The sequence below is a fragment of the Paenibacillus sp. E222 genome (genome assembly GCF_013401555.1).
GTDB lineage: Bacteria > Bacillota > Bacilli > Paenibacillales > Paenibacillaceae > Paenibacillus.
On the sequence record NZ_CP058552.1, the window covers coordinates 2,301,047 to 2,318,623 of the forward strand.

General features: G+C 48.5%; 16 protein-coding genes. 13 read left to right on the forward strand and 3 right to left on the reverse strand.

Annotation, left to right across the window (positions count from 1 at the left end; translation table 11 throughout):
• Window positions 1–15: 15 nt before the first annotated feature.
• The 10 genes from pgmB (at window position 16) to HW560_RS10235 (ending at window position 11,923) form a co-directional block, all read left to right on the forward strand.
• Window positions 16–705, forward strand: a complete 690-nt coding sequence (gene pgmB / locus HW560_RS10190) for a beta-phosphoglucomutase (protein ID WP_090904690.1) — start codon at window positions 16–18, stop codon at window positions 703–705.
• Between the two features lie 21 nt (window positions 706–726).
• Window positions 727–2,370, forward strand: coding sequence for a glycoside hydrolase family 13 protein (locus HW560_RS10195; protein WP_179262977.1), 1,644 nt, complete (start codon window positions 727–729; stop codon window positions 2,368–2,370).
• 120 nt (window positions 2,371–2,490) lie between these two features.
• Window positions 2,491–3,474 carry a zinc-dependent alcohol dehydrogenase family protein gene (locus HW560_RS10200; RefSeq protein ID WP_179262979.1) on the forward strand — a complete coding sequence of 328 codons (984 nt, stop codon included), beginning with the start codon at window positions 2,491–2,493 and terminating at the stop codon, window positions 3,472–3,474.
• Between the two features lie 173 nt (window positions 3,475–3,647).
• Window positions 3,648–4,487 (forward strand): 5-dehydro-4-deoxy-D-glucuronate isomerase, encoded by an 840-nt coding sequence (kduI, locus tag HW560_RS10205; protein WP_110001599.1) that lies wholly within the window; start codon window positions 3,648–3,650, stop codon window positions 4,485–4,487.
• A 37-nt stretch (window positions 4,488–4,524) separates the two neighbouring features.
• The gene (locus tag HW560_RS10210) at window positions 4,525–5,283 is read left to right on the forward strand and encodes a DeoR/GlpR family DNA-binding transcription regulator (protein ID WP_167434846.1); all 759 of its coding nucleotides are present in this window, start codon (window positions 4,525–4,527) and stop codon (window positions 5,281–5,283) included.
• Window positions 5,284–5,365: 82 nt separating this feature from the next.
• Complete coding sequence (gene kduD / locus HW560_RS10215; RefSeq protein ID WP_053779016.1) at window positions 5,366–6,118, forward strand: 2-dehydro-3-deoxy-D-gluconate 5-dehydrogenase KduD; 753 nt, start codon at window positions 5,366–5,368, stop codon at window positions 6,116–6,118.
• A gap of 35 nt (window positions 6,119–6,153) precedes the next feature.
• Window positions 6,154–6,999 carry a sugar phosphate isomerase/epimerase family protein gene (locus HW560_RS10220; protein ID WP_090904694.1) on the forward strand — a complete coding sequence of 282 codons (846 nt, stop codon included), beginning with the start codon at window positions 6,154–6,156 and terminating at the stop codon, window positions 6,997–6,999.
• A 247-nt stretch (window positions 7,000–7,246) separates the two neighbouring features.
• Window positions 7,247–8,554, forward strand: coding sequence for a homocysteine synthase (locus HW560_RS10225; protein WP_179262981.1), 1,308 nt, complete (start codon window positions 7,247–7,249; stop codon window positions 8,552–8,554).
• A 359-nt stretch (window positions 8,555–8,913) separates the two neighbouring features.
• The gene (locus HW560_RS10230) at window positions 8,914–10,926 is read left to right on the forward strand and encodes a heavy metal translocating P-type ATPase (RefSeq protein WP_179262983.1); all 2,013 of its coding nucleotides are present in this window, start codon (window positions 8,914–8,916) and stop codon (window positions 10,924–10,926) included.
• A 181-nt stretch (window positions 10,927–11,107) separates the two neighbouring features.
• The gene (locus tag HW560_RS10235; protein WP_179262985.1) at window positions 11,108–11,923 is read left to right on the forward strand and encodes an alpha/beta fold hydrolase; all 816 of its coding nucleotides are present in this window, start codon (window positions 11,108–11,110) and stop codon (window positions 11,921–11,923) included.
• A gap of 154 nt (window positions 11,924–12,077) precedes the next feature.
• Here the strand turns inward: HW560_RS10235 and HW560_RS10240 are convergent, their stop codons facing one another.
• Window positions 12,078–12,809, reverse strand: a complete 732-nt coding sequence (locus HW560_RS10240; protein WP_053779008.1) for a ZIP family metal transporter — start codon at window positions 12,807–12,809, stop codon at window positions 12,078–12,080.
• Window positions 12,810–13,062: 253 nt separating this feature from the next.
• Between HW560_RS10240 and trxB the strand changes: the two genes are divergently transcribed.
• Together trxB and HW560_RS10250 are read left to right on the forward strand one after the other, a co-directional pair.
• Entirely contained in the window at window positions 13,063–14,004 is a 942-nt protein-coding gene (gene trxB, locus HW560_RS10245; protein ID WP_076291238.1) for a thioredoxin-disulfide reductase, read from the forward strand.
• Between the two features lie 60 nt (window positions 14,005–14,064).
• A complete protein-coding gene (locus HW560_RS10250) occupies window positions 14,065–14,295 on the forward strand; it encodes a glutaredoxin family protein (RefSeq protein WP_090904697.1) in 231 nt (76 codons plus the stop codon).
• A 219-nt stretch (window positions 14,296–14,514) separates the two neighbouring features.
• Here HW560_RS10250 and HW560_RS10255 read toward each other — a convergent pair whose 3' ends face one another.
• Complete coding sequence (locus HW560_RS10255) at window positions 14,515–14,712, reverse strand: hypothetical protein (RefSeq protein WP_053779005.1); 198 nt, start codon at window positions 14,710–14,712, stop codon at window positions 14,515–14,517.
• A gap of 145 nt (window positions 14,713–14,857) precedes the next feature.
• Window positions 14,858–16,024, reverse strand: coding sequence for an ROK family transcriptional regulator (locus HW560_RS10260; protein WP_090904760.1), 1,167 nt, complete (start codon window positions 16,022–16,024; stop codon window positions 14,858–14,860).
• A gap of 199 nt (window positions 16,025–16,223) precedes the next feature.
• On the opposite strand from HW560_RS10260, the gene xylA reads away from it, so the two are divergent.
• Window positions 16,224–17,540 (forward strand): xylose isomerase, encoded by a 1,317-nt coding sequence (xylA, locus tag HW560_RS10265; RefSeq protein ID WP_090904698.1) that lies wholly within the window; start codon window positions 16,224–16,226, stop codon window positions 17,538–17,540.
• The last annotated feature ends 37 nt before the right edge of the window (window positions 17,541–17,577 follow it).

The window sequence follows — 17,577 nt, forward strand, 5'->3', positions numbered from 1 at the left end:
GGGAGGAACGGGAAGATGAAAGGGAACGGAGCACTTCAAGCCGTTATTTTTGATTTGGATGGTGTCATTACCGACACGGCGGAGTACCATTATGTAGCGTGGAAAAAGCTGGGGGAATCGCTGGATATTCCGTTTGATCGGGAGTTCAACGAGCAGTTAAAGGGCATTAGCCGCGGAGAGTCGCTGGCTCGCATTTTACGTCTGGGTGGCAAGGAAGATGCGTTTTCGGCTGAGGAAAAGGAAGAATTCGCACAGCGTAAAAACGAACATTACGTCTCGTTGCTGGACTCGCTGACACCGGAGCATACTTACCCTGGAATTCGGGAATTGCTGCTTGAGCTGCAAGCCTCCGGTATTCCTGCGGTGATCGCCTCGGCCAGCAAAAATGCTCCTCAAATTCTGAAGGCGCTGGAGTTGGACTCCCTGTTCCGCTATGTGGTTCATCCGGATTCCGTACCACACGGCAAACCGGCACCTGATCTGTTCCTGCGTGGCGCGGAAGAAGTGGGTGCTGACGTTAAAGCCTGCATCGGCATCGAGGATGCGCAGGCGGGTATTGAGGCCATCAAATCCGCAGGCATGATCGCTGTGGGTATTGGTGAAGAAGCTGTACTTAAAGGTTCCGGAGCGGACGTGGTGCTGAAGGATACGAAACAGCTCACGCTGTCATTCCTGGAGCGTACGTTGCAGGAGCATAGCCATTAAGCGGAAAAGGGGAGATGCAGCATGAACCGGGCATGGTGGAAAGAAGCCGTGGTATATCAGGTCTACTGGCGGAGCTTCCTGGATGCGAATGGGGACGGCATCGGGGATTTGGAGGGCTTGATGCTCAAGCTCGACTATATCAAAAGTCTGGGGATAGATGTCATCTGGCTTAATCCCATTTATGAATCGCCGGATAAAGATAACGGATATGACATAGCGGATTATTACCGCATTATGGCGAAAGCCGGAACGATGGAGCAGTTCAGGCAGTTGCTGGACAAGGTCCATGCACTGGGCATGAAGCTCATTATGGATCTGGTGGTTAATCATACATCAGAGCAGCATGCATGGTTTGAAGAGTCTCGTTCATCCATCGATAATCCAAAACGCGACTGGTATATATGGAAGCCGGGGAAACAGGATAGCCCGCCGAACAACTGGCGCTCCTATTTTGAACCGTCGACCTGGACCTACGACGAGCGGACGGGAGAATATTATTTTCATTCCTTTGCGAAGGAACAGCCTGATCTGAATTGGGAAAATCCCGAGCTGCGTCAGGAGATATACCGGATGATGCGTTTCTGGCTGGATCAGGGCATTGACGGCTTCCGCATGGATGTTATTAATCTGCTCGCCAAGCTGGAAGGTTTCCCGGATGCGGAGCACCCGGAGAATATTGATTATCTGGGCAATAATCCTGGCATTCATGAATATTTGCAGGAAATGAACCGGGAGGTTCTCCAGCATTATGACATCATGACCGTAGGAGAGATTCCATTTGTGACACCTGAGGATGGTCTCTTGTATGTGGGCGACAACCGTAAAGAGCTGCATACGTTATTCCATTTCCAGGTGGCGGATGACATGCCTACTTGGGATCTGGCACGGTACAAGGAAATTCAGGAGAGCTGGTATGAAGCGTTCCGTAATGAAGGTTGGAACTCCCAGTTCCTGAACAATCACGATCACACAAGGCAGGTTTCGAGGTACGGCAATGATGGACAATACCGCGTGGAATCGGCCAAACAACTGGCGACCATGATTCATACTCTTCCGGGAACACCGTATGTATTCCAGGGAGAGGAGATCGGCATGACGGGTGTCCGGTTCTCTTCCATTGATGAATATCATGATATTGCAATGAAGAACAAATATAAGGAAGAAATCGGTAAAGGCCGTGCGCCAGATGAAGTCCTCCACAGTCTTCAGCCGCTGAGTCGGGATAATTCTCGTACGCCGATGCAGTGGGACAGCAGCGAGCACGCCGGGTTTACCGAAGGGCAGCCGTGGATGCAGGTGAACCCCAACTATGAAGAGATTAATGTGGAGCGGGATTTGGCCGCGCAGGACTCCATATTTGCATATTATCAGCAGCTGATTGCCCTGCGTAAAACGCACGCGGTTATGGTCTATGGAGATTATCGTGACCAATCGGCAGGGGAAGAGCATGTATATGCATATAGCCGCAGTCTGGATGGAGAGACATGGCTTGTCATTCTCAATCATTCGGACCGGGAGCAGTCCTATGCTCTGCCTGCTTTATTCGCTGATCGAGCCACGAATGCCCGCTTGGTTATTGGCAATCTGGATCGGTCAACCTCGGAAGAGGTTAGAAACGGCACCGTTCATTTACTTCCTTATGAGGCGCTCATTTACTCCTTGTAATACATCGCAAGATCACCAGAGCCTGGCGGGGATTTTCCCGTCGGGTTCTTTGATTTATCCCAACAGTGGGGAGTAGTGTTATATTTTTATTTAAGAAAAATGATTTTAGGAGATGCAACAATGAAGACTAAGGTTATACGTTATTATCGCTTCGGTGAGCCGAGCGAAGTGCTGTGCCTAGAGGAGAAGGAGTTAGTGCCCCCTGGCCCCGGTGAATTAGCAGTGAGGATGTGCTCTCGGCCTATTAATCCCTCAGATGTCATTCCTGTTCGAGGCGCATATCCGCATCGGACGGCATTGCCCGCTGTACCTGGGTTCGAGGGAGTTGGGGTAGTGGAGGCGGTAGGGCCGGGAGTATCCAATCAAATGTCGGGGCGGCGCGTCCTGCCGTTGAGAGGCGAGAACACGTGGCAAGAGGTGGTGAAAACGTTAGATCGACATGCGATCATTGTGCCTGATGATATTAATGATCAATCGGCAAGTCAGATCTACATTAACCCGATAACAGCTTGGCTGATATGTACGGATATGCTTAAGCTAACATACGGCGATACCTTGATTGTCAATGCCGGTGGTTCCGCAATCGGGCGAATCTTCGCCCAATTATCGAAAATTCTGGGATTTCGTATGATTGCGCTCACAAGAAATGATCGCCATACGGCTGATTTATATCAACTTGGGGCGTTCTCTGTTGTAAATACGATGGAAGAGTTGCTACAGGAGAGAATTGCAGAGTTAACGGAGGAACGTGGCGCTACTGCGGCCGTCGACTGCATCGGAGGGGCAGATGGAGAGCAACTCGTGAGTTGTATAAGGCCGCATGGCACCGTAATAAGCGTCGGACTGCTCTCGGGTATCTCACCGTTATGGCATGAGGTGACCCGCGGAACGCAAGTTAACGTTAAACTCTTTTGGCTAAAGCATTGGGTAGAGCGATGTTCGCAAGAACGATGGGAACAGGTATTCAATGAAGTGATTCAGTTAGTTCGGGAAGGGCGGCTATGGATGGCAAACATTGGGGCGACGTTTGGGCTGGAAAATGTGAAACAGGCCATTGAAGTCTCTGAATCGAGCATCGAGGGAAAGGTTCTTCTATTAAGTTAATGGTATAAAAAGTTAAAGGGTTGAAGCATAGGACGCTCTTCTTATTATGAGGTTAGCCAATAAATACTGGTTAATCTTTTTTTATTTTTCAAAAAAGGTACACAAAAGATACAAGATGAACTAAAATGAACTTATATGAACATTATCTGACTAACGAAAGGAATGGATTAATGATGCAAAACCGTTATGCTGCACACCCAAATGAAGTGAAAAACTATGATACATCCCGTCTGCGCGAGGAATTCTTGATGGAACAACTGTTTGCAACAGATGAATTGGTGACCGTATACTCTCATGTGGATCGTTATATAGTAGGAACGGCTGTACCTCAAAGCAAGGATATTACACTTGAAGTGAATCTGAAGGATATTGGAACGAACTTTTTCCTGGAGCGTCGTGAAATCGGTATCATTAATGTTGGAGGCCACGGAACAGTGACAGCCGACGGTCAAGGATACGAAATTGGTGCCAAGGAATGCCTGTACATCGGAAGAGGTGTAAAAGAAGTTGTGTTCAAGAGCAGCGGCAAGGATCAGCCGGCTCAGTTTTATTTTGTATCCACACCAGCTCACCACACGTATCCAACAGTAAAAGCAACGCAAGAACAAGCTCAGCCGAACCACCTCGGCAGTATCGAAAGCTCGAACGAACGGACGATCTATCGCTATATCCACCAAGGAGAAGGCGGAATCCAGAGCTGTCAGCTGGTGATGGGTATTACGGAACTCGACAAGGGCAACATGTGGAATACCATGCCTGCACATACCCACAACCGCCGTTCCGAAGTATACTTGTATTTCAACCTGCCGGAAGATGGTGTCGTATTCCATATGATGGGCGAGCCAAACGAAACACGGCATTTGGTTGTGCGTGACCGTCAGGCCATCATCTCTCCTAGCTGGTCCATCCACAGTGGTGTTGGTACGAGCAGCTATACGTTCTGCTGGGCAATGGCTGGTGAAAACCAGACGTTCGAGGATATGGACGGCGTGGCGATGAAGGACCTGAAATAGGCGCGTAAATTCCAAAGAAACAGGAAGTTGATCTGTGATGAATCCATTGAAAAGACATGAAAAAATTATGGAGGCTCTGCTGGAACGGCAGGAAGTCACCGTTAGTGATCTGAGTGAACTGCTGCAGGTGACGGGCAAGACCGTGCGGGAGGATCTCGATAAGCTGGAAGGCATGGGATTGCTCGTACGTGTCCATGGGGGGGCGATGCTGGCTCAGAACGACCAGTATGGCATCCTGACGAGTCGAGGGGCTACGGAAAAGCATCATTCGGAGAAAACGGAGATTGCCGAGCGAGCCCTTGCTTATATCCGGCCAGGAGATATTGTTGCGCTGGACGGCGGAAGCACCACGTTGGAGATGGCGAAGCGTATGGACAATCAGCCCATTACCGTGGTAACCAATGATCTGTTCATTATTGCTGAGCTGACCAAAAAGGAGCAGGTGCGACTGGTTGTGCCCGGCGGAGCAAGAGTCCGCAATATGCTGGTGGGAGACGATACAGCTGCCTTCATTTCCGGTCTCAACATTCACAAAGCGTTTATCTCAACGACGGCACTTCATCCGGAATTTGGACTTTCTATATATACAGGCGATCTGGTGCCGCTAAAAAAAGCAATGATCTCTGCTTCACAGCAGGTCTATGGCGTCGTGGATCATTATAAATTCGGACAATTTGCCCTTCGGACTTTTGCACACTGTTCGGAGTTGGACTGCATCATCAGCGACAGTCGCTTGGATGAGGAGACAGCAGCCCTTTACAGGCAAAATGGTATCGAAGTGGATTATCAGAGCTGATCTTCAGTTTCACAGTGGTTACATGACTGCCGAGGCTGAATGACACGGTTTGCAACTCAATAACCATGCGGAGGAATCATTCATGAACCCATTTGATTTAAGCGGACAAGTTGCACTTGTCACTGGTACATCAGGAGGTCTTGGACAAGGAATGGCGATTGGTCTTGCGGAAGCCGGGGCAGATGTTGTGCTGGTGTCTTACTCCAATCCATCGGAAACAGCACGTGCTATTGAGGCTCTCGGACGCAAAGCGTATGTGATTGAAGCTGATTTGAGCCGTGAGGATGAACTGACCGGGGTGTTTGAAAAGGCATTAGCCTTTCAGGGGAGAATTGATATTCTGGTCAATAATGCGGGAATTATTCGTCGTACACCTGCAGCCGATCACGGTCAGCAGGACTGGCATGATGTCATAGGTCTTAACCTGAATACGGTATTTTTCCTGAGCCAGTTGGCCGGCAGACATATGATTGAACGGGGAAGTGGCAAGATCATTAACATTGCCTCCATGCTGTCTTATCAGGGTGGAATTAATGTACCGGGATACACGGCCAGTAAACATGGGGTAGCCGGTTTAACGAAAGCACTCGCAAATGAATGGGCAGGCAAAGGTGTTCAGATCAACGGGATTGCACCAGGCTACATGGAAACAGACAATACGACTCAGATTCGCGCCGATGAGAATCGGTATCGTGACATCACGGCACGGATTCCGGCTGGACGCTGGGGAACACCTGAGGATCTGAAAGGTCCGGTTGTTTTCCTGGCATCGGCGGCATCGGACTATTTGAATGGTCATGTACTGAATGTGGATGGCGGCTGGATGGCTCGTTAATCCTGTCAGTGATCAATGGCAAAGGAGGCAGTGATATGAAACTTGGTATTCTTGCGCATACGTTTGGTAAACAGCCTACAGCGCAGCTTGCACAGACTATCGCGGATAACGGATTCAATTCGGTACAGTTGGCATTAGCCAAGGCGTTATCGGATGTGGACTCGTCCAATGGCAAGCTGAGCCCTGGACTGGCGAATGAGATCGGAGATCAATTTGCACAGCGCGGAGTCAAGATTGCGGTACTAGGCTGCTATATTAACCCGATTGATCCTGATCCTGTGGCCCGTCGTGCAGACATTGATCGATTCAAGGAGCATCTGCGTTATGCCCGAGATTTCGGTTGCAGCATGGTGGCAACGGAGACGGGGGGCCTGGATACGTATCGCGACTCTCATCCAGACGGATATGAAGAAAAGGCGTGGACGGTGCTGCGGGAGACGGTAGAGGAACTGGTGGAAGAGGCGGAAAAGTGGGGCGTTCATGCGGCGATCGAGCCTGTATCTACCCATACACTTCATACGCGTGAACATATGATTCGTCTGTTTGAAGAAATTCCTTCATCCAATCTGGGCATGCTGTTCGATCCTTGTAATCTGATCAAACAACCGCATGTGGCTGATCAGCCCGCATTCCTGCGTGAAGTGATGGAAACGCTGTATCAGCGCATCATTGTCATTCATGCCAAAGATGTGGCTTTCAATGCACAGGGTGATAAGTTCAATCCGGTGCCGGGTGAGGGCATTCTGGATTACCCGTTATTTTTTGAACTATTGAAGACGTATAAACCACATATCGATATTTCACTAGAAGGGGTAACGGCGGAGGAAGCTGTTCCAGCGGCCAAGCATTTACGTGAGATATGGAGTGGCGTTCGGGTATAAACGGTAAAGAGTCGGCAGCAGCCTGGCAGTTGAATCGTTGCAAAAAGTTCCGGAAAACCTTTGCGGGAGCAAAGGTTTTTTTGGTATAGCGGTCCTCGTAGTACATAATTAATATTTCTTATCGGAAAAATCGGAAATACTTCTTTTCAAAAGCGACATCTTGTGAGAGAATATGGAAAACATACGCCACCATGTCATGACATCTAGGGAATAGCCAAACGTATAAGTTAAGGGAGGAAACAGATTTATGTCAAACGAACGTGAGCTTTCATTTGAAACATTGGCAATTCATGCCGGCCAGGAGATTGATCCGACCACCCATGCACGTGCTGTACCGTTGTACCAAACAACATCCTACGGATTCCGTGATACGGAGCATGCAGCCAATCTGTTTGGATTGAAAGAGTTTGGCAATATCTATACACGTCTGATGAATCCGACCACGGATGTGTTCGAACAACGTATTGCTGCACTTGAGGGAGGTGCGGGCGCACTGGCTACCGCTTCCGGTCAGGCAGCGATTACGTTCTCCCTCTTAAATATCGCAGGTGCGGGAGACGAGATCGTTTCCGCAGCGAGTCTGTATGGGGGAACGTACAATCTGTTCTCCACCACACTACCGAAACTTGGCCTGGATGTAAAGTTTGTAGATTCCAGTGATCCAGAGAATTTCCGGGCGGCGATTACGGATAAAACCAAAGCATTGTACGCTGAAACGATCGGAAATCCGCAAGGCAACGTCCTGGACATTGAAGCTGTGGCAGCGATCGCCCATGAACATGGCATTCCTTTGATTGTAGACAATACATTCCCAAGTCCATATCTGCTTCGTCCAATCGAGCATGGAGCTGATATTGTCGTTCATTCGGCTACCAAATTTATTGGCGGTCACGGTACTTCCATTGGTGGAGTTATTGTGGACAGCGGCAAATTCGACTGGAAAGCAAGTGGCAAGTTCCCGGGACTGACAGAGCCGGATTCCAGCTATCATGGTGTCGTATATACGGAAGCGGTTGGACCGATTGCTTATATTATCAAAGCTCGTGTGCAATTACTGCGCGACTTTGGTGCAACGATCTCACCTTTCAATTCATGGTTGCTCATTCAAGGATTGGAGACACTGCATCTGCGGGTTGAACGCCATAGCAGCAACGCACTGGCTGTGGCGCAATATCTGGAGAAGCATGCAGATGTGGAATGGGTAAGCTACGCAGGTTTGCCGAGTCACCCTTCCTATGAATTGGCACAGAAGTATTTGCCGAAAGGCCAGGGAGCCATTCTGACTTTTGGTATCAAAGGCGGCGTGGATGCAGGACGCAAACTGATTGAAAATGTGAAGCTGTTCTCCCACCTTGCGAACGTAGGTGACTCCAAGTCACTGATCATTCACCCGGCTAGTACGACGCACCAACAGCTGACAGAAGATGAGCAGACTGCAGCAGGCGTTAATCCTGAGCTAATTCGTCTATCTATAGGTACAGAGAATATTCAGGATATCCTCTACGATCTGGAGCAAGCCATTAAGGCTAGCCAGCAATCAAGCGTTAGTGTTTAATTCATAACGTTAATAAATCCATTACCACGAGCCGCTTGTCCTTATGGACGAGTGGCTTTTTTAATTTGCATCGGCTAAGATGAAAAACCTATTTACAAATGCAGAGCACAGGCATATAATGAAGCTAAAGTTGTATTAGGTAAAAAAAATTGCATAAGTACAAAAATGATTATCATTCTCATTCAAAATGAGTTTGAAAATCATTCAATAACCATGCTGCTGCGGGATTCCCGCAGCAGCATGTGTCATTTTTAGGGTATTAACAATGGCTCTCATTCTCAATACGACTTCAAAAAAGGGGACATGGATGCAGCAAAATGCAATCCACAACCCGACAATCAGAAAGGATTGTGATTCATATGCAAGCGATACATCAACCTATTCAAACCAAAGCGAAAGCTGAACAGCGCTCTGCCAACACACCAGGTCCGGGCCGGGGGCGCAAACCAGATTTTCGGTCCATGCTGCGCAACAAGGAAATGCAAGCTGCACTGGGCAGTGGACTTTTGATGCTTATTGCCTGGGTGACGGCATCATGGTCTAATCCGTTATCCGTAGTACTGTATATTGTTGCTTATGCCATAGGTGGATGGACCAAGGCCAAAGAAGGCATAGAGACTTTGGTCAAGGATCGTGATCTCGATGTGAACCTGCTCATGATTGCAGCAGCGTTGGGAGCGGCAGCCATCGGCTACTGGAATGAAGGCGCCATGCTGATCTTTATTTTTGCGTTAAGTGGTGCACTCGAAAGCTATGCAACGGAGCGTAGTCACAAAGATATTTCATCGCTGCTGGCGCTCAAACCGGAAACGGCGCTGCGTATTGAGGACGGGAAAATGAATCTTGTATCCATCGATGATTTGCAGCCGGGGGATCTGTTGCTGGTCAAACCGGGCGAACTGGTTCCGGCAGATGGTGTCGTGTACCGGGGTAGCTCTTTTATCAATCAGGCCTCGATTACAGGCGAATCCTTACCTGTAGACAAAATTGCTGGTGACGAAGTATTTGCAGGTACCGTGAACGGCGAAGGCGCTCTATATGTGGAGGTAACCAAATCCGCTGAAGGATCGTTGTTTGGCAAAATTATTAAACTCGTGGAAGAGGCGCAGACGGAAATGCCGGATTCCCAACGCTTTATTGAACGATTCGAGGGGATATACGCGCGTATTGTTGTCGCCGTAACGGTGCTGGTTATTGTGGCAACACCGTTATTGCTTGGTTGGACATGGAATGATGCGTTTTACAAAGCAATGGTCTTTCTCGTTGTCGCTTCACCTTGTGCCCTGGTTTCTTCCATTATGCCGGTCATGTTATCAGCGATGTCCAGCAGTGCACGTCGCGGTATTCTCTTCAAGGGTGGCGCTCATGTGGAGAACATGGCCCAGACCCAGGTGGTTGCTTTTGATAAAACGGGGACATTGACGATGGGTACACCACAGGTGACCGATATTATAACGGCAGACGGATATGACCGGGCTCAGTTGTTGGGTGCGGTAGCTGCCATTGAGAATCTTTCGATGCACCCACTGGCTCGGGCCATTGTGGAGCAGGCAAGCAAGGAGGACCTCAACCTCCCAATTGCTGAACAGGTTCAGGCGCTGACGGGCTGGGGGATTGAGGGGAAAGTAGACGGTGTGCTCTGGAAAATTGGCAAAACGGATGAGTTAGATACGCATCATATCAGTGAGGTAAATAACGCAAATCATATAGAGAAGCAATTAGGTGCTTGTGATATGAATGATCTTGCTGTGTGGCATGGCATACGTGCCCAACTTGAGGGAGAAGGCAAGACCGTGTCTGCCATAACAGCGAACGGGAAGATGGCCGGACTGATCGCGATGAGGGACACTGTGCGCCCACAAGCGGCCGCAGCGGTAAAAATGCTGGAAGCGATGGGTGTGAAGGTGGCTATGCTGACAGGTGATCGTCCTGAATCGGCAGCAGTAATCGCCCGTGAGACAGGTGTGAGCCTAGTGTACGCAGGTCTGTTGCCCGAAGATAAAGTGAAGCAGGTGCATCTACTTCGCGAACAGTATGGGCAAGTGTTAATGGTTGGGGATGGTGTGAATGATGCGCCTGCACTTGCAGCGGCAACGGTTGGCATGGGGATGGGGGTATCAGGCAGCGGCACGGCACTGGAAGTAGCGGATGTTGTACTGATGAATGACAATATTGAAGAAATCGCCTGGGTGATCAGGCAAGCTCGCCGGGCCCAGCGGACGGTGAAGCAGAATATGTTTTTTGCCATCACGGTAATTCTGGCTCTAATCGCGGGTAACTTCTTACAAGATGTTGCATTGCCATTGGGCGTGGTAGGCCATGAGGGCAGCACGATCCTGGTTATTCTGAATGGACTAAGACTGCTGCGGTAAGTAAATCCATTTGAAAACGACGGCGTTTGAACCTTGGGTCAGCGGGTAATGATTCGAAGAGACGATTCCAGAGGAACGTTCCACACGGAATATGACTTAGGGAACGTTGTTATTACAACATTACCAAGCAGATCGGTAATTTGCCGCTGCAACGATATGACAATCAAGGGAGCTGTGAATAATGGGACGTTACGTACAAGTGGAACCGAATGTGAGTGTATTTGTTGAAGATATTGGTCAAGGAACACCGGTTGTCTTTTTGCACGGCTGGCCAGTTAATTATAAAATGTTCGAATATCAATTAAATGTACTGCCGAATCAAGGCATTCGTGCGATTGCAATAGATTTCAGAGGTTATGGCAAGTCGGACGCTCCGTCCACAGGTTATGACTACGACCGGATGGCGGACGATGTTCGTGCCGTAATCGATGACCTGGAGTTGACCGACGTGGTGCTTGCAGGCTTCTCCATGGGTGGAGCGATTGCCGTGCATTATATGGCCCGCCATGCGGGACATGGTGTATCCAAGCTGGCACTATTGTCTGCGGCGGCACCAGTGTTCACGCAGCGTGAGGGTTATCCATATGGACTTACTCCGGCGCAGCTCACCGAGCAGATTATTGAGCCAATCTTCGCAGATCGTCCGAAGCTGCTGGAGACGTTTGGCGGCATGTTTTTCGCGAAGCAGCACAGCCAGCCGTTTATGGATTGGTTCCATGCACTCGGTATGGAAGCCTCGTCTTACGCTACGATCTCCAGTGCAATTGCACTGCGAGATGAGGATTTGCGAGGTGACCTGAGTTCGATTCAGGTACCTACAGCCATTTTGCACGGGAAGAAGGATGAGATATGTCCGTTTGAATTCGCCGAGGAGATGCACAAAGGCATTGCCGGTTCTCAATTGATTGCTTTTGAGGAGAGCGGTCACGGGGCGTTCTATGATGAATTGGAAAAATTCAATGCCGAACTGATTCGATTTATCAAATCCGGAATCTGATCGTTAATCGACCTTTACAGATCGTTTCAACTATTCATTGAATCTTCATTTGTGAACAAAAAAAGAACCTGGAAGTTCAGCGAGCTGCTGTGCTTTCAGGTTTTTTTGCCGTCCATTCTTGTGTTCATGTGGGGGCTGTTCTTTGTTCTTTCCATTAAAAGAGTTCAGTCAGCCCAATCATCGTGATCAGTCCGAGCAAAAAGGAAACCGTTGCCGCCCGTGCGTTGCCGTCGCCGTGGCTTTCGGGAATCAGTTCCTTGTACACGATGAACATCATCGCACCCGCTGCAAAGGCAAGACCATAAGGAACCAGACCGGACACCAGACTACTGAGTGTGTAACCAATCATGGCTGTAACAATTTCAACTGCGCCAGTCAGCGTGGCGATACCGAGCGCTTTGAAGCGACCGATGTTCTGATTGACGAGGAAGAGGGCGACCAGGAATCCTTCCGGCGCATTCTGCAATCCAATGGAAAAGGCAATCAGATTGCCAAGTCCTGCGTCACTGCTTGCGTAGCTGACACCTACCGATAGCCCTTCGGGCAGGTTATGCATGGTGATGGCTGCAATAATCATGAAGGCTTTGGCTTCAATTTTGAAAGGCATCTTCTCGGGATTTTCCAGATCCACATGGGGAATCTTCATCTCCAGTACAAGCAGAACCATGCTGCCCAGCATGATACCAAGGGCAAGTACGAACAAATTGGATTGCCCGAGTGCTTCCGGTATGAGATTGTACACCGAGGCAGAGGTCATGATGCCTGCTGCGTAGGCAAGCAAAATATCACGCAGACGGTGAGTTACTTTGCGCATAAATAGAATAGGTATGGCCCCAAGGCCGGTAGACATGGCTGAGATAAAGCTGCCAATGAGTGCATCGTTCATGCTTCCATTTTCCCTCCTGATGAAGACTTCTTCATAATCGCTGCCGAGCATTGACACCGTACATAAAAGAGATCATAATGAACAACAGATTAGAATGATTATAAATTAGAATTCCGTTTCTGCATAGGTTAATTGTCATAACGGGCAGTTCATGTGGACATGATGTAGGCTTTCGTTCTAGTGTATGCAAAAGCATTTGCTTTTGATGCCGGAGAGCCTGACCTTTTTGCAGAACCCGGGGGAGGAACTATACATGTATAAATCAATTATTATTGGAACAGGCCCTGCAGGGCTGACAGCAGCAATCTATCTGGCACGTGCCAACTTGAACCCACTCGTTATTGAAGGACCACAACCTGGTGGTCAACTGACAACAACAACAGAAGTGGAGAACTTCCCAGGTTTCCCTGACGGTATTATGGGTCCTGAACTGATGGACAATATGCGCAAACAAGCAGAACGCTTCGGTGCAGAATTCCGTACAGGCTGGGTAAACAACATCGATATGAGCGAGCGTCCATTCAAAATTCAGGTTGAAGGCATGGGTGAACTCGTATCCGAAACCTTGATCCTGTCTACGGGCGCATCTGCTAAATACCTTGGTATTCCTGGAGAAGAAACGAATGTGGGCCGTGGTGTCAGCACTTGTGCGACATGTGACGGATTCTTCTTCCGCAACAAAGAAATCATCGTTATTGGCGGTGGCGACTCCGCGCTGGAGGAAGCGAGCTTCCTGTCCCGTTTCGGTTCCAAAGTAACCCTGGTACACCGTCGTGAAGAACTGCGTGGCTCCAAAATCATGCAGGATCGTGCACGCAGCAATGAGAAAGTGGAAATGGCATTGAACCGTACCCCTCTGGAAGTGTTGGCTGGCGACAACGGCGTAACAGGATTGAAAGTACTGAACAACGAAACAGGTGAAGAAGAAATCATTCCTGCTAGTGGTGTATTCGTAGCGATTGGTCACACACCAAACACTGGATTCCTGGGCGGACAGATCACAACCGACGAACACGGTTATATTCTGACTACACCGGGAACATCCGAAACCAATATCCCAGGCGTATTCGCTTGTGGTGATGTACAGGATACCCGTTACAAACAAGCGATCACAGCAGCAGGTAGCGGATGTATGGCTGCGATGGATACAGAGAAATATATTGAGAGCTTGGAGCATAGCGCAGTAGTCCTGTAAGGGAAGAGCTGTTTTGAGCAATAGATCAGTCTATAAAATAACAATATGAGGTGAATCAACATGGAAAACGTAATTGTATACACATCGACCAACTGCCCAAACTGCAAATCGGTAAAAAGCTTCCTGGCTGACAAAGGCATCTCTTATGAAGAGCGCAACATCGAGACAAGCGATGAGTTCGCACAACAAGTATGGGACATGGGCGTACGTGCCGTACCTCTGACTATCATTGGTGAACACCGCATTCTGGGTATGAACAAAACTCAATTTGCTAAAGCGCTTGACGCTTAATTTACCCTCTATAGGGTAAGTTCAAGTCACATGCAGCTATTCCGGTTCGCGCGAGCCGTTTGAATATATATTGGAGAAGCCTTGGTCCGAATCAGGACTGAGGCTTCTTTTATCTTCAACATGAAAAATCCCCTTTCACAGCTACAATAGAGCACATGTTTCATGAACTCTTTTGTGGATGTAAAAAGGGATTTGACGGTAAAATGAAACATATTTTATCTAGAAAAAGATACTCATAAAGGTCTGAAATACTACATACACCAGTACGCCTGACAGCATGTACATGAAACCAGCCTTCTTTTTGCTCTGAAACAATCGAAGTATGCCAAGGCTGAACAGCGGCGCAAGCACGATCAGGAACAGGAGTACGGTGACAAACATTTGCGCCGAGATATCTGAAGTATCCACGTAGGTCACGAATTTTCACTCCGTTTCGTCATCGGAATTAACACAGCGACATTCATGCCGCCATGACAAAAATCACATAACCCTATTATACCTCTGGATTTCTTTAACAAAAAGGGAGGAAATGGGGCAAAATGATGTCAATTTTCAGCGGTTATTAGACGGAAACTCTTATTTTACCTAGAAATTGGGAAATTGCTGAGTAAGCGGCACCAACACGTGTGGACCGACTGCCCAGAGCAGCCCATTCTATCTGCAAACTGCGGCGGTGATAGGGCAACGTACGCTCCTCCACCACTTGTTTCAGCGCCGTTTCAATCCAGGGTCCTGCTTCAGAGAGAGGGCCGCCGATAATAATGCGCTCAGGATTGAAACTGTTAACGATATTGGTGATGCCAACTCCCAGTTTGCGGCCAATTTCCTGGTATAGCTTCAATACATCTTCATGGCCTTGCTGTGCATAATCAATCAATTCCCGTGTCGTATGTGCCGGCAAAAGCAACTGATGATCCGGGTGCTCATAAGCTTTCTCCGAAGCATATAACTCCCAGCAGCCACGATTGCCACAGGAGCAAGGTCTGCCCTCTGCTTCAATGGACATATGGCCTGTTTCTCCTGCATATCCCCAGGCTCCTTTGTACAGCTCGCCATCCACCATAATGCCTGAACCGATCCCGATGCCTGCACTAATGTAAATCAGATGACGTACACCGATGCCTGCACCAAAATTCAATTCTCCATGCGCACCTGCATTCGCTTCATTGTCGATCGTGACAGGTAACTCGAATACTTCTTCCAGCATGGCACGCAGGGGAACCTTCTCCCACCCCAAGTTGGGTGCAAACAGCACCGTTCCTTCCTCGTCCACCATGCCCGGTACCCCGATCCCAATACCAATTACCCCGTGAGGGGAGGGAGGGGCTGCCTGAATCAGATGTTCTGCTGCAAGTTTCAACTGTTCAAATACAGAGGACACATCATGATGTTCCAACTTAACGGCATATTCTGTGATGATGTGACCTTCCAGATCGGTAAGCACACCTTTTAAGTGGGTCACGCTAAGTTCCAAGCCTACGGCATATCCCGATGTACCGCGAAATAGCAGCATGAGAGGTTTGCGTCCACCGCTGGATTCCCCAGGGCCAATTTCCTGCAAAAGCTCATCATTGATCAGATCGGCAACCAGATTGGATACCGTTGCTTTATTCAGCCCTGTAATCTCGGATACCCGTGCACGGGAGAGGGGGGCATGACGCCGTATCGTATCCAGGACGATCGACTTGTTTATTTTTTTGACCAGCATCTGGTCTCCGGTAATTTTCATATCCATATGGCACTCCTATTCTTCTAAAAAAGGGTTCAGACCCGCAATCCGTAAACAAGCTATTCGACTATTATAGCGTAAACAAACGAGCAAAAAAAATTTTATTTTTACTTTGTTTAACCAATAGACAAAGTATAACTGATGTGTTAGGATAACGTTGTAAACGATTACTTTCAAAACTATTGAGGAGGCATTTACCATGGCCTATTTTGAATCCGTTAATAAAATTTCATTCGAAGGTAAAGATTCCACGAATCCATTTTCTTTTAAACATTATAATCCGGAAGAAGTTGTAGCTGGCAAATCGATGGAAGAGCACTTCCGTTTCGGCATGGCTTATTGGCATACATTAACAGCGGGCGGTAGTGACCCGTTTGGTGCAGAAACTGCTGTTCGTTCTTGGGATAAATACTCCGGTCTGGACCTCGCGAAAGTCCGCGTGGAAGCGGCATTTGAATTTTTGGAAAAAATGAATCTCCCGTTCTTCTGTTTCCACGATGTGGACATCGCACCAGAAGGCAACAGCCTGCGTGAGTTCTACAGCAACATTGATACGATTGTTGACCTGATTGAAGATCACATGAAATCCAGCGGCAAAAAATTGCTCTGGAATACAGCGAACATGTTCTCCAACCCACGCTTCATGTTTGGTGCAGCTTCCACTTGCAACGCAGATGTGTACGCTCACGCTGCAGCGCAAATCAAGAAAGGTCTGGAAGTGGGTAAACGTCTGGGCGCAGAAAACTATGTGTTCTGGGGCGGTCGTGAAGGTTATGACACATTGCTCAACACAGACATGCAGCTGGAGCAAGACAACATTGCTCGCATGTTCCACATGGCAGTAGACTACGCGAAGGAAATTGGCTTTGATGCACAATTCCTGATTGAGCCTAAACCGAAAGAGCCAACGAAACACCAATACGACTATGATGCAGCAACTTCCATTGCCTTCCTGCAAAAATACGGTTTGGACAAACACTTCAAACTGAACCTGGAAGCTAACCATGCAACACTGGCTGGTCACACATTTGATCACGAGATCCGCGTTGCCCGTACAAACGGTATGCTCGGTTCCCTCGATGCCAACCAAGGCGATATGCTGATCGGCTGGGATACGGATGAGTTCCCGGTTGATATGTACGATGCTACATTGACAATGTACGAAGTATTGAAAAACGGCGGTATCGGCCGTGGTGGTGTGAACTTCGACGCCAAAGTACGTCGTGGTTCCTTCGAAGCAGACGATCTGTTCCTCGCACACATCGCTGGTATGGATACGTATGCTAAAGGTTTGAAAGTAGCAGCGAAATTGATTGAAGATCGCGTATTCGATGACTTCATCGAAAAACGCTACAGCAGCTTCAGCGAAGGTATCGGTGCTGATGTGGTTGCAGGTAAAGCAACACTGGCTTCCCTTGCAGAATACGCGCTGAACAACGAAAGCCCACGCAAAAATCAATCCGGACGTCAGGAATTGCTGAGAGCAAAACTCAACCAATACATCCTGGCTGACTAATACCGGTTAAGCTTTGGGTATGGAAGATTGTGAACCA

Bases quoted from the DNA above. Each gene is read 5' to 3' on its own strand.
- HW560_RS10260 (WP_090904760.1), bottom strand. From the start codon at position 16,024: ATGAAAATTACCGGAGACCAGATGCTGGTCAAAAAAATAAACAAGTCG.
- HW560_RS10195 (WP_179262977.1), top strand. From the start codon at position 727: ATGAACCGGGCATGGTGGAAAGAAGCCGTGGTATATCAGGTCTACTGG.
- kduD (WP_053779016.1), top strand. From the start codon at position 5,366: ATGAACCCATTTGATTTAAGCGGACAAGTTGCACTTGTCACTGGTACA.
- pgmB (WP_090904690.1), top strand. From the start codon at position 16: ATGAAAGGGAACGGAGCACTTCAAGCCGTTATTTTTGATTTGGATGGT.
- HW560_RS10200 (WP_179262979.1), top strand. From the start codon at position 2,491: ATGAAGACTAAGGTTATACGTTATTATCGCTTCGGTGAGCCGAGCGAA.
- xylA (WP_090904698.1), top strand. From the start codon at position 16,224: ATGGCCTATTTTGAATCCGTTAATAAAATTTCATTCGAAGGTAAAGAT.
- trxB (WP_076291238.1), top strand. From the start codon at position 13,063: ATGTATAAATCAATTATTATTGGAACAGGCCCTGCAGGGCTGACAGCA.
- HW560_RS10230 (WP_179262983.1), top strand. From the start codon at position 8,914: ATGCAAGCGATACATCAACCTATTCAAACCAAAGCGAAAGCTGAACAG.
- kduI (WP_110001599.1), top strand. From the start codon at position 3,648: ATGCAAAACCGTTATGCTGCACACCCAAATGAAGTGAAAAACTATGAT.
- HW560_RS10250 (WP_090904697.1), top strand. From the start codon at position 14,065: ATGGAAAACGTAATTGTATACACATCGACCAACTGCCCAAACTGCAAA.
- HW560_RS10235 (WP_179262985.1), top strand. From the start codon at position 11,108: ATGGGACGTTACGTACAAGTGGAACCGAATGTGAGTGTATTTGTTGAA.
- HW560_RS10220 (WP_090904694.1), top strand. From the start codon at position 6,154: ATGAAACTTGGTATTCTTGCGCATACGTTTGGTAAACAGCCTACAGCG.
- HW560_RS10240 (WP_053779008.1), bottom strand. From the start codon at position 12,809: ATGAACGATGCACTCATTGGCAGCTTTATCTCAGCCATGTCTACCGGC.
- HW560_RS10225 (WP_179262981.1), top strand. From the start codon at position 7,247: ATGTCAAACGAACGTGAGCTTTCATTTGAAACATTGGCAATTCATGCC.
- HW560_RS10210 (WP_167434846.1), top strand. From the start codon at position 4,525: ATGAATCCATTGAAAAGACATGAAAAAATTATGGAGGCTCTGCTGGAA.